Annotated in this window: 3 protein-coding genes; 2 read left to right on the forward strand and 1 reads right to left on the reverse strand. The window is 34.0% G+C overall.

Features of this window, described 5'->3' with window-relative positions; translation table 4 throughout:
• Positions 1-775 precede the first annotated feature (775 nt).
• On the reverse strand, positions 776-3751 hold the full coding sequence (gene secA, locus QJQ40_RS01275) for a preprotein translocase subunit SecA (protein ID WP_282861493.1): 2976 nt from the start codon (positions 3749-3751) through the stop codon (positions 776-778).
• A gap of 398 nt (positions 3752-4149) precedes the next feature.
• Here secA and QJQ40_RS01280 point away from each other — a divergent pair, with 398 nt between their 5' ends.
• A complete protein-coding gene (locus tag QJQ40_RS01280) occupies positions 4150-8466 on the forward strand; it encodes a P110/LppT family adhesin N-terminal domain (RefSeq protein ID WP_282861494.1) in 4317 nt (1438 codons plus the stop codon).
• A 124-nt stretch (positions 8467-8590) separates the two neighbouring features.
• Positions 8591-14065 carry a P97 family adhesin gene (locus QJQ40_RS01285; RefSeq protein WP_282861495.1) on the forward strand — a complete coding sequence of 1825 codons (5475 nt, stop codon included), beginning with the start codon at positions 8591-8593 and terminating at the stop codon, positions 14063-14065.
• Positions 14066-14202 lie beyond the last annotated feature (137 nt).

Consider the following 14202-nt stretch of genomic DNA (forward strand, 5'->3'; position numbering starts at 1 on the left):
CAAATTCGAAACTTAATCCAAAACAGACTAAAGCAAGAACCAAAAACTAATGAAAAACTATAATATAAAAAAGCATTTTGGACACTAAATTTTTGCAAATGTTAAAAAGATTTCTAAACGGCATAACATTTTGCGCAAATTCGAAACTTAATCCAAAACAGACTAAAGCAAGAACCAAAAACTAATGAAAAACTATAATAAATAATCCCGTACAACAATAAATTAACCAAATTGAAAATAATTAAAAATGAAAAAGCTAAAGAAACTGCAATTAAAAAGGGTTTACCTTTTTTCTGCGAAAAATTGCACAAATCTTTCTGGAATCTTTTGTCATTAAATAAACTATTTTTTCAATAAATTGGATTAATTTTTGGCAAAAACAGCAAAAAAAGCAACAAAAAAACAAAAAAACTAGCAAGACCACTAAGGCCTACAAAAATCGCAAAGGTGAAGTTTTGAAAGAACCAAAAGTAGAAAAAATTTTCTACAACAGAAAGGACAAAACCTAAAAGAGACAAAAAATAGCTAATTTTCGCCAATAAAAGCAAAACATTAGTATTTTTTAGCATCCTTTGACTTATCCTCTCTGCCAATTTTAGCATCTTTTAGTAAAAAACCAAGAAAAAAGTAAAAACAAGCAAGTTTTCTTATTTCCTTTGGACTTTAAAGTTTTTCTTTAATTTTAGGGGGGTCCTTTAGTCGCTTGAATTTTGCAAGTCAGAGGTCTGATCTAGCTTGGGTTTTTCTGTGTTTTCCAGATTTTCTGACTCTCTGACTATTGCTGGTCGCTTGAATTTTGCAAGTCAGAATTCTGATCAAGCCCGGTTTTTTCTGTATTTTCCAGATTTTCTGGCTCTTGTTGGGTGCTCTGTTCAGCACTGGCCATTTCTTTTTGCCTGTCAAGTTCTAACATTTTCATGATCGCATCCGGATCGTCTTTTACATCAAAAAAGAAGTTTGAAGGTAAAAAGTCATCTTGATTATTTTGCTTGGTTTGGTTTTGCTGATCTGTCTCAAAAAAGTTCTCAGCGTTTTGGCCTGGCTCAGTTGCTGGCATTTCAGAGTCAATTTTGAGCTCTTTTTGGCCCAAAAGTTCAAGTTGTTCTTGATTCATTCTTAGCAAAATATTGCGTTTTTCATCAAGGGGCATATCTTCTTTGAGATTAACAAGTTTATTGTTGGCAATTTGTCAGAGTTCAAATCCGCCGCTAGCATCGAGTCTTTGAATGTTATTATTTTTGAGTTGTTCGTAAATAAATTCAGGCTGGGATTCTTTTTCAATTTGTTTTGCATAAGCAATTCGGTCTTCATTAGTTGCAATTAGCTGGGCAACGATGTGATCTGGGGTGTCAGACGGATAAGAAATTGCGCTACCATCAGAAAGAATTGCCTGGACATATTCGATTTTTTCGGCATTAGAATTATTAAAAAGACCAACAATTGCCTGATAAGCTGACTCGGAAATTAAAATGTTAAATTTTGAAGTAGCCGATTCGGTAAAAATTTGGTAAGGATTTTTTTGGGAATACTGGACTAAATTTGCCGAAGAGCGAAGTTTGTCAATTGTGTCAATATGATTTTGCCATTGATTATCAAGGACAGATAAAATTATGTGCCGCTCGGAGTCAAAATAGTTTTGGCCAATATTTTCTTTTAGTGTTGGCTGGAGAGTTTCAAAATAAATTTTATTTAGTTCCTGGACTAAAAAGTTGCTAAGTTCTTCAAAAGGGTATTTTTCCAGTCCGCTTTGGCCAAAATCATAGCGAGTTATTCTTGAAAGGTTGTCATTTAAAAAATCAACTAAATTTTTATAGTGAATTTCTTGGTTTGGCAGCAAAATAAAGTCATAACCTAAAATAACTTCAACAGTTCTAATGATCATCTTTTTAATATAGTGATCAAAATTGTCAATCTGGAGCAAAATATCGCGTTGAGTATAAATTAAATCACGCTGCTGGCGAATAACATCATCATAACTCAACACGGTTTTTCGCATATCAAAGTTAAAGCCTTCAATTTTTTTCTGGGCTGCTAGTAAAACTGAGTGAATATATTTTCCTTTAATTGCCCCAGCAGTTAGCCCGTAGGTGTCAAAAATTTGTTCAAAATTGGAAAAACGGCGCAATAACTGGTCTTGAAGGGAAATAAAAAATCTTGAGATACCAATATCACCTTGGCGACCAGCCCGACCACGAAGTTGGTTGTCAATTCTTCTTGATTCAGCCTTGTCTGTCCCTAAAATATAAAGTCCGCCAAGATCAATAACTCCAGGTTCAAGAATAATATCTGTTCCCCGACCGGCCATATTAGTTGCGATTGTTATTGCATTTTTACGGCCTGCTTTTGCGATAATTTCTGCCTCGAGTTGGTTTTGTTTTGCATTTAAAACTGTGTGAAACAGCCCTTTTTGGTTAAGCATTTCTGATAGAGTCTCAGAGTCAACAACCTGGGAGGTTCCAATTAGTATTGGCTGGCCAGTTTTATGAACTCGTTGGACTTCGGCGATAATTGCCTTATTTTTTTGCTCAATTGTGGCAAAAATTTCATCTTTTTCATCGCGGCGCGCTAGTGGTTTATTGGTTGGAATAACATTGACGCGCATATTGTAAACATCGATAAATTCTTGCTCTTCGGTCTTTGCAGTTCCGGTCATTCCTGAGAGTTTTTTAAAAAGACGAAAAAAGTTTTGGTAAGTAATTGTTGCCAATGTTTTTGTCTCCGGTTCAATTTCAATTCCTTCTTTTGCCTGAAGGGCTTGCTGGAGACCTTCAGAATAAGATCTTCCGGCCATAATTCGCCCGGTAAATTGGTCAACAAGCTCGATTTTACCGTCTTGGACAATATATTCAACGTCTTTTTTCATTACCTTATTGGCGCGAAGGGCATTTTGAATTCGGTGTACAAGTTCAGAGTTTTCAATTTCATAAAGGTTGCGCAAACCAAAAAAAGCATTAGCTTTGTCAATACCTTTGTCATTCAATTTAATACCTTTTGTTTCTTGGTCGATATAAAAATCTTCATTTACAAGTGTATTTACAAATTGGTTGGCAGATAAATACTGAGCTGGAAGGTTGGATTTTCCACCACTAATAATCAAAGGAGTTTTAGCCTCGTCAATTAAAATTGAATCAATTTCATCAATAAGGCAAAAATTTAGTCCTCTTTGAACTTTTTCAGCAGCACTATAGACCATGTTATCACGCAAATAGTCAAATCCTAATTCTGAATGAATTGAGTAGGTAATGTCTGCAGCGTACATCATTCTTTTAGTTTCAGGATCCATTTGGGCTTTATTAATTCCAACAGAAAGACCTAAAAAATTATAAACTTTACCATTATCTTCAGCGTCCCGCTCAGATAGATATTCATTTACAGTTGAGACAATAACTCCTTGGCCTGAAAGTGCATTAAGATAAACTGGCGCAATTGAGGCAATTGTCTTACCTTCACCAGTTTTCATCTCAGCAACAGAACCCATGTCAAGAATTAGTCCACCAAGAATCTGGACGTCATATGGCGTTTTTCCAAGGATTCTTTTTGTTGCCTCGCGAGCCACGGCAAAGGCATCAACCCGAATATCTTTGAGTTTTTCACCATTTGCGAGCCGCTTTTTGAGAACATTTGTCTGATTTGCAAGATCTTGATCGGTCATTGAACCATAATAACCGCGCTTTTGGTTTATCTGCTTTAAAAGACGGTATGCAAGCCGTAGTTCTGAAGAAGTTTTAAAAAAATTGATAACCTTTTTCATTAGAATAGTTTCCCCCTTAATTTATTAACTCATTCTTTTCTTTTAACCGCTAAAAATTATACCACATTTTTTAATATAATATATAATTTATTTTTATTTTATTTATTAGGGCGGTTTTTGGCTTGGGTAGTTTTGATACTAGTCTTACTACGGACGCAGAAAATGCCTTAATTTTAGCATATTTTTGAATAAAAAGGAAAAAATAATTTTCTTTTTGGTATAATTTTACTATTTATGAAAATTATAATTTAAAAAAATAGGAGAAAATCATTCGTTAGTCAAAAAAATAATTTATAATATATTTGGAAATTCAAACAACCTGCAAAAAAAAAAAAAAGGATAATTAAGTATTTCAAAAATAAAAAAAATTAATTTTTTTTGGTATAATTTTTTACATTATGAAAAAAGAAATTCGCAACAAAGTATTAATAGTTTTAGCGGGACTTAGTTTCATCGGAATTACAGCCGGAGTTGGTATTGGTCTGCAACGATCAGCTCTTAGCTCGTCTTACCTTTCACAATTTGATAATGACAAGTCCGAAACGAAATTAAACCCGCCAATAAACGATGCTGATTTGGTTGCCGCCATCAGCAATTTTAGTCTAAAACCCGAGTGAAGCAAAATTTCAGCTTCACAGGCATTTAAATTACACAACGATAAATTATATGCCTTTAAATTAAGTCAAGCAGTTGATTTTTCAAAAGTTGATAACAAATTTTCTAATTTATTTTTCGATATTCAAGTAACTGAAGAAACAAAGGTTGAGTCAAATTCAATTAAGAACTTAACCGTTTTTGTTTTTGATAAAAAAACCAAAAAAGAAGTAGCAAGTCGTGCTTTTACTGCAAATCTTTCTGGATTTAGTGCAATTGCCAAAGAAGATTTTCTTGAAAATTTCATTGCTGAGTCTTCAAAATACAATCTTGATAAGTCTCAACTAACTAAAAAGTTTGCTTCAGATTCAATTTTTCCTTCAGCTTTTGCCCTTAAATTTCAAGATCAATTACTAACCAATCTTCGTAAGATTTCTCCTGAAATTTTTGACGCTATAACTAAAACTCCAGATGGCGTTGCTGCTGGAGTAGCAACTCAGTTTCAAGAAAGCGCAAGTGGTGGAACAGGTGCAGGAACTGGCGGAAATGGCGCAGGAACAAATGGAGGAACAGGAACAGACGGAGCAACTGGTGATAATGGTTCAGCTGGAACAGGTACTGGAGCCCAAAATGGTGCATCTGGACAACCAAACGGTTCTTCTCCTGAAACCCCCAAAGTTGATGCAACCCCAAAAGCCCCTGAAGTTCCTTTAGTTTCTAAATTAAAACCAACAAATCCTAATCTTGAACTTGCACTTAAACAAACTCTTGAATCATTTGGTGGACTTGAATTAATTGCCGCTTCTGGATTACAGAGTTTAATTCCAAATGAGTATACTTTATTACCAGTTACTTCTGAAAAATCACTAGTTAAAATTGATATTGACGATGCAAAAGGTACTGCAAAAATTTGACTAAAATTATTGGATAAATCTAACAAAGAAAAATTAATTGGACTAGAAATTACCGGTCTTAGTTCAGTTGAGTCAATTAAAGATAAAATATTTGCAAAAATAAATAAAAATCAAAATAAATATATTAGTCTAAAACCACAAGTTGCGGAATATTTTAGAAAAAATCCTAATCAAAGTATTGCTAAATTAATTTCTCAATATAACACAAAAAGTTCAGCACCAGATTCAAAGGTAGCCGAAGTTCTTAAAAAATATCTAGAAAACCCTGATTTAGTTAAAAAAGCAATCAAGGGTGAGTTTTCACCTACAGAAACTAAGCCTGTTGAACAAGGGTCAGGAACATCAGCACAACCTGGGGCTCAAGGTCAAGGAGAAACTCAAAGCGAATTACAAAAACAATTAGTAGAACTTAGCAAAAAAGATTCAAAAGTAACTGAAGCATTCAAAACTTATCTAAAAGATGAATATAATATTGATCTTCCGACAGAACCAGCTTCAACCCAACAACCTACCGCTGTTCAAACTTCAGTTGCAGCACTTAGTTCAACTAGCCAACCTCAGGCTCAACAAGAACAACAACAGCAAGTTCAACAACAACAGCAAGTTCAACAACAACAACAACAACAACAACAACAACAGCAGCAACAAGAATCTCAAGTTCAACAGCCACAACAACCTGCTGTAGAAACTGCTGAAGAAATAGCTAAAAAAGATAAAGAATTTTATGCCCCTTATTTTGAAATTTATAATTATCAATTACCAACTACTGAGTCTGAAGGTATATCTGCTTTAGTTACCCCAGATCAATTAGATTTTTGATTTGAAACTAAAGATAACCTTAAAGTTGATAATTATAATTTTGATTTTTCTTTAGATCAAAATCAAGATGAGAAAAGCACAGATAAAACTCTAAAACTTAATGTTAATTTTGAAGCTGATTCTAATTTCAAATTAGAAGTAAGTCCTAAAAATGTTCCATTTTTAGATGTTTCTAAAGATATTGTTAAAGAATCTGAAGCTCAAAGTAATGAGTCTAAAGCGGTAAATGTTGCTATTGAAGTAACTCCTAGTGCTCCAGAAAAAGATCATTCTTCATTTAGATTTACTGGTTGAACATTCCCAATTACAATTAACACAGAAGGTTCAAAAGTTCAAAATGAACTTGAAAAATTAGTTGGTAACAACCACCAAGGAACTTTAAATAATTCACTTCCTTATCTATTGTTCCAAAGTGATCTTGATTCTATTTTCAAAACTGCAAAACTTGACTCATGATTTAGTATTTCAGATACTGAAAAAAATAATGCCAAGGCTTATTTAAAATCAACACTAAATCCAATTACTAATGAAATGAGTTTGCAAAAACCTAAAGTTGAAGCTACCCCAGCTCCAGCAGCTCCAGCTAATCCACCAGCACCGGCACCAGCAAACCCAGGTACAGATACAGCTGCAACTCCAGCACCAGGTGCATCTACAGCTCCAGCAGCAGGTTCAACTTCTGGTGCAACTTCAGGTGCTTCTGGTTCAACTGGTTCAGATGCATCTTCTAGCTCAAGCTCAAGTTCAAGCTCATCTTCAAGTTCAGCTTCATCCTCAAGCTCAAGTTCAAGTACTGTAACAACTTCTTCATCTTCAGTAGCAAATACAGCAACAGCTTTCCAAGATCCAGCAACTCCAGCTCAAGAAAAAGAACAAACATTTGCTTTTGGTGATTATTTAATTAATTATCTTGATAAGTTTGCAGGATTTAAATTAGAATCAGGGCAAAAATTAGCAATATCAAGTCAATATGATGCCAAAAATCGTTCATATAACTTTGTTTTTGAAGTTCTCGACAGTGACAATGACACAATCGCTTCATCAACATTTGGACTTGTTGGTGTTAATAAAAATAATACTGCTCTTAAAACATCACTTGCTTATAGCCCAGATGTCTTTATTGACGGAAGTTCTGGTCTTGATTTTCATGCCCATGAAGGTCAGACAAATTCAATTTTAACTAATATTAATTCAACAAAAACATCCTTCCAATATAAAGTAAATAATTTTACTGACAATAGCGCACTTGATAAATTACTTCAAGACAATGGTTTTTACAACCAAAGAGCCCTTGATGGCAAAGGTATAACAATTAAGCAACCGCTTGTTTATGATTTTGACAACCAAGGTTCTGTTTATGAATTTGATGGTAACACCAAAAACTTCATTAAAACACGTGGACGCCAGGTTGAAAAATCAACTCTGCAAGAAGGTGTAATGTATTTTGTTTTCAAACCTGAAGACAATCTTGTAAAAACAAATAAATTAGAAGATCAGTCATATAAATTATTATCAACTGCCCCAGAAGCCCAAAGTGGTTCTTTTGGAGCAAGTTATCTTGAACTATTCAGAACTATTGATGCAAATGACAAAAGAATTTCACCAGTCCTAAATCTTGGTTGAAGAATTGAAAAAGCCCGTTCATTAGCAATTGATAAAAATCAAATAGCAACAACAGAACACAATTACCAAACAAAATCATTAGTTGTTTTACGTGATGCTGATCCAGCAAGTACACAAGATCCATCTAAACTTTATGATTATAAAAAACAAGGTGATGATCTTGTTGATACTTTTGAAATCACCGAGTCTGCAAAATTGTCTGGAACTGGTACAGGTGGTTCAAGTAGTGCAGGTGCCCAAACTCCCCCAACCGTTAAACTTGAAGATGTAAATGAAATCTTTAAAAAATTCATACCTCAGAGTGGTACTGCCGCTGATTCTTCTACCCAAGGTCAAGGTCAAATTTATCAAGATGGTATTTGATTTAATCACACAAGACCAAGTGATAATGTTTCACTTGAGTCATTCTTAAATAAAACTTGAATTTTAGAAGTTCGTATTGATAAATCATCCGTTACATTTAGTCTAATTGCCCAAAGAGAACCAAATCAAGAGCCATATGTTTGAACAAGTCAACTACAGTCAATTTATAAAGACGCTAAACAGAATATTAATCCTGATACCCCAATTGGTGTAATGTTTGGTCGTGGAATTGATTATTCCCAAATTGGTGATCGAATAATTAGTGGGCTTGATTCTTCAGGCAAAGATCGTGAAGGAATAACATTTAAAGCTCTTGCGGTCTTTAAAGGTGAAAAAATGGCCAAAGATGACAAAGCTCGTCTTGAGATCCGTAAAGCCTTTATTGATCAATATTTTAAATAATCAATAATTAATTAACATTGTTAATTTGTTAATAATAAATATTAATAAATTTAAATTAAGTCTTTAGTTATTAAATAGCTAACTTAAATTAAAAAAGTATACTAAAAAAACCTGGAGGGGTTTTATGCAAAAGAATAAGGCAAAAATATTAATTGGTAGTGCCGCTGCAATTGTACTAATGTTGACGGTCTTTGGAACTGTCGCCGGACTTGCTGCTAAAACTAGATATCGCGGAGTTAATCCTACCCAAGGTGTTGTTAGTCAGCTCGGGCTAATTGATTCGGTAAGTTTTAAACCAAGCGTTGCTCACTTTACGAGCGATTATAAAACTGTTAAACAAGCACTTTTAGGGGACAAAACTTTTAATGCTAGCAGCACTGAATTTAGTGACTTTGCATCAAAATTCAATTTTTTAACTAATAATGGCCGTAGTGTTCTGGCAATTCCAAACAAATACAAAGTTGTTATTGAAAAATTTGAAGCCCAAGATGAACAACAACGGTTTTTCCTTTCCTTTCATTTGGAAGAAACTCTTGAAGACAAAAATGTTGCCCGCTCGGCAACAAAATCAATTTACCTTTCAGTAGTTGATGCCCCAAAGGCAGCACTAGCTCAATTTAGCGATATTGTTGACTCAAATTTTGCTAATTTGACTCCTAGTCCACTTAGTCATTTTTCCTCAAGTTCAGTTAAACCTTTGAGTCTAACTCGTGCTGATGATTTTGCAAAAACATTAAATCAATTTGAGACATTAGAGGAATTTGAATCTCATTTAAGCAAATTTTTCGACATCCAAGCAATTAAGGCAAAAATTCGTCTTGAAGCCCAAGGTTTTGGTTTTGCCAAAGGTGACTTAGAAGAACCTTTTGTATTTAGTTTTGTTAAAAATCCGCAAAGTCCAAATGAGTGAGCAACAAGTCTAAATCAACAAGTCCCTGCGGTTCGTTTATATTTAAAAACTGAATTTGGGCCTCAGGCAAAAGCAACACTAGCAAACTATAAACATAAAGATGAGTCATTTTTAACTTCAATTGATTTAATGGCAAGTGATAAGTCTACTTTATTTGCTAATACAAAAGATCTAAGCGATCAACTCGATGTTAATTTACTTGATGCTTCTGATTATTATATTGATCCAGATAAGCCTCAAGTTGACCCGACAACCGGAGTTTTACTTCCTTCTTCACTTAGTTTGTTTCAACGTGATGTATTAAGAAGAGCTTCTGATAATTCAGTTGATAAATTTTCTTTGTTTCGTTATGATGCAATTAATTTTTATAAACAACTCCAAGAACTTGTAAGCAAGCCTAGTGCAATTAAAGATATAATTGATGCAAGCTTAACACGTGGTCTGACTTTTTCTTTTGGTAAATATGATTTACTTTTTGATAATTTACGCGAGCATCTTGATTATGACTTTTTAGTTTCAAATGCTAAAATTCGTCAAAATTCACTTTCAGGCAAATTATTTATTGAACTGCCAATTAAAATTAAGCTAAAATCATCAATTTTTGGCGACACTGGCGAAAATATTAAAACTATTTTGGAAAAAACTGTAAGTTTTAAACTTGATAATTTCCGTGATCAAAAAATCGAAGATGCCCTAGCTAGTCTTTATCCTGAGCTTAGCGAGCAACTAAAACAATTAAAAGACGCCCAAAGCACCCAAGAAGTCGCCCAACAACTAGCCGCTACTTCGCCAATTCAGTCACAATGAGCTAGTCAAACCCAAGGTGCAACCAAACAAAATCCTTATGATATTAGACCAGGTGCTCCAAAGTCTTATTTACTTTCAAAATACGAAATTAAGCAATTAATTGACCAAGGAGATTATAAAAAACTAATTAGTCTCTTTAGTGATCCAAATTCTTACAATATTGATTTTAAATTAGGTTCAACTCTGCAAAGTCAAAACATACAAGTTCCTAGTGACAAAGAAATATCTAATTTAAATGCAACAATCGACTCAGCTCAGGCTTTAAAAAATGCTGATATTTATTCAGTTTCGACTTCTGCATTTAAAAATCGTGCTTCTTTATTTGCTTATTTCCGTTACCTTTTATCATTAGAACCTAAAGAGGCAATCAAAAAACTTGTTAATATTGGAACCCAAATGGGTCTTGAATTTGAAGGCTACCAAGACTTACCGCTAAATCCAACCTTAGAAGACTTAGCAAAAGTAAAAATTAAAACCAAATTTGATGACTATGAGCACTCCCAAGATTTTCTAAGTGAGCAAGATGCCGACCAAAACCAAGACGATTTTGCGGGAACAAAATTCGGACTCAAGCTTCTTGATTTTAATGGTTATTTTGCTAATGACATTACAAGCCCAAATCAAGGAATGGCTTTATTTTTACCAGCAAGTCTAGATCCTAATCAAACTCAGTCAACTTCAGCTGGTTCAGGTTCAACTACAACCCAAACTCAAGACTGAAAAGCTGAAATTACTAAAAAACTTGTTAGTGATAAAAACCAGTTAGCAAGTCTACCTTTTGCAATTTGAGACAGAATTATTGGTCAAGAAAAACAACAAGAAAAAGATAAAAAACTAACATACAAAATTCTTAAAAACTACCAAGAAGCAATTAAAATTGCCAAACAACCAGCTTTTTGAAATACACTAGATACTGATAATAATCCTCAAGTTCCTTTTAAAGATCAGAATTTTAGTAAAATCTCAACTCTTAGTGATTTAGTTTTTGCCTTTTATACTCAGGCAGCCTTAGCTAATAATTGAAATGAATATCAAGACTCAGGAGCACGTCCTTCAATTAAATTTGAAATTGAAGAAGATACTGCAACCTCTAAAGATCAAGGTAATATAATTGGTCTAAAAATCAAATATGTTGTTGGCTTTGATGATAATGCTGGCAAATTTGTTGATGATGTAATTGCCTCAAGTCCGCAGACAATTTTTGTTCGCACCTCAGGGCAGTCAGAAGCTGAAGTAAAACAAAAAAATAATTTAGACCAAATGGTCGAAGATGCTCCCCTTTCAAGTCAGTCCTTAATTCTTGATGCTGAAAAATTTGGTCATTTACAAATTCTTGCTAATTCAATTTATGACAAGAAAAAACCAAAAACAGAAGAAGAAACAGTTAAGCCAAATGATTCAGGTATCCGTTGAATTGATGACAAAGTTCCTGGTCAGCCGCGTCCAGAGGTAAAAAGACCTGAAATCAATCAAGATGAATTTTTCAAAGGCAAATTAAAACCAGTTGCCGTACAAGTTTCAACTTTCTCTTCTCTAGACGAGAGTCCTTATTTTGCGACTCCTTTCCAGGACAGTCCTCCGGCTAGTCCAGCTCCTGACTCAACATCTGAGAGCACAAATGAAGACTTACAAAGTCTAAAACAAAAACTCGAAATTCTTTTGGGTCAACAATTTAGTGATTATTTTAATAAACTTGATCCAAACATTAGTTTTGAAATTGATTCAGTCAAAGAAATCTCACCGAATGTCTACAGTGTTAGTCTTTCCTTAGTAAAAAATGTTGTGGACGGAAATACAACAACCAGAGTAAAATCAGACAAGAGCCTAAGTCTGATAGTCCACAAACAACAAGACAACATTCCTGAACTAGCAAAGACTCCTGAGGTTTCAAATACTTCCTGAGCTAAACAGTATAGTCCAGACCAGCCACTAGCTAATTCAACAACAATAACTCTAGAATTTAAAAACCCAATACCGCTTGAAAATGGTCAACCAACAAGTCAGTGGTTGTCTTCAGTGCCGGTGACAATTCATCCAGCTGAATTAGCTTTGAGTCCGCTGCAGCCGGTGATAGCTCCTGAGTTGAAAAATTCAAAATTGGCGGTCCTTCCAAAAAGATATACTTTCTTTCTTGCTGCAAAAGGTAATAATAGCATCAACACAAAACTTACTGATGCCCAAAAAGTAACTAGAGAAGCATCTAAAATTGAAGTTAAAAATCCAGAATTAATTACTTCTTCGCCACTTTCGATCCCAAATCCACAGCATCAATTAGTTCAACTAACCTTAAATCCATTACTTAACCAAAGTGTTGTTGATTTTAAAATAAGCGATCTAAAGGTAGAATCTCCGACAAAGTTATCATTTAGTCTTGAAAGTAGCGATATAAAACGTTTAATTAATGCCCCTATTGAAATAGCAAACGTTTCCTCTGCTTCTTCTACAGAGGAAGAAAAATCTCAACCTGAGACTAACCAGCAACCAATATCTAACATTGTAAAAATTAAACCTAAACTAGTCTTACAAGGAGCAGTTGGTGTTCCTTGAAGCACAATAAAAAAACCCGCTAAGTTCTCAAAGCACCTTAACCTAAATGATAAATGATTTGAAGATCTAATCCCGCAATGATCAAAAAAAGATGCACATACGCTAAAAGCCCAAGTTTTCCCTGAGTTCGGTAAAAATGGTAGAGCCGCCACAATCCATGGTAATACATTCCGTAGTTGAGCCAATATTAATGACCCACTTTACCAGCTACTCGTAAAAGACCCTGCTCAAGATCTTTCCGCTCTCTCCGTAAAAGTCTTTGACCCTTCAGGTTACTTAAACCAAAGATTAGCTATAGGAGAAAGCAAAACTCCAACCACTAACCTTAATTTATATTCATACCAACTTAATAAAACAAAAGAAGATAAAGTTAGAAAAGGATGAACAAATGTTCACCCAAATCAATTTGTTAGTCCAGGTGAAAACTTCAGACTTACTAATGATTATTTAAATATTATTTTAAACCAACCAACAAAAGTTACTTACTATAGTGCAAGTGATTTTGTTAATAATCTATTTAATGATCCTGACAAAAAAGATACTGATCCTCAAGACAAATACACAAAAACTGTTAAAGAAAAAGTAGGAGCTAATGCTGTTGACTGAGGAACTGCTTATTTGAACTTTTGGTATCCAAAAGAATTAATTCAGCAACAATCAAACATTATTAGTGCTAATTTAACTGATTTATTATTTGTTAATCCTGATGAACTAACAAACAACGAAAAGATGATTGCTCCTAATTTAGTTAATTGGTGGCCTAATTTCCGAAATTCAGAAACTCCATTTATTAAAACAACTGAAAATAAAGAGGCAAAAGAGAAAGTTCTTCAAAATCCACTTGGTTGAACCCAAGTTCAGGATGGCGGATTTGGCCTTCGGGTAAGAAAAACTTTATTTAATCGTGATACTCGTACATTTACACTAACAACTAATATTCCAGTTCCTACCCAAGATTATTCAGCTGTTAAAGATACTGATGACTGACGTTTTGTTTTCCAAAACGATAGTGGTCAAATTGCAATGCTTAAAGCAACTCGATTAACTAAAGAAAACAATCCTGATTATAAAGATAATGGCGCAGTTCAGTTTCAGACAGTTATTCCTGATCATTTCTTTACTTCAAATGTAAGATTTGTGGGAATATTCAAACAAGAAGATCAAAAACTACAATGACTACCAATTGCCGATACTGAATATATTATCGATGACCGTTATTTTGGCAACATTACCACTGATAAGCTTAACTTAGCAAACGCAAATGCCCGTGGTCTTACTAACAATGCTTTTGGAGAAATCTTCAAAGAATTTAACATTCACAAACCAAAAAAATAACTAAATTTTAATTAAACAAATTAATTACCCCTTTGGTTGAAACTCAAAGGGGTAATTTATTATTTTAAATTAACTTTTGCAAAAAAATGCCTGGTCTAAGAAAAAATCCCGAGTTCCCCAGTTTCATAAGGTAATTT

This window comes from Mesomycoplasma ovipneumoniae (assembly GCF_030012565.1).
GTDB lineage: Bacteria > Bacillota_I > Bacilli_A > Mycoplasmatales > Metamycoplasmataceae > Mesomycoplasma > Mesomycoplasma ovipneumoniae_D.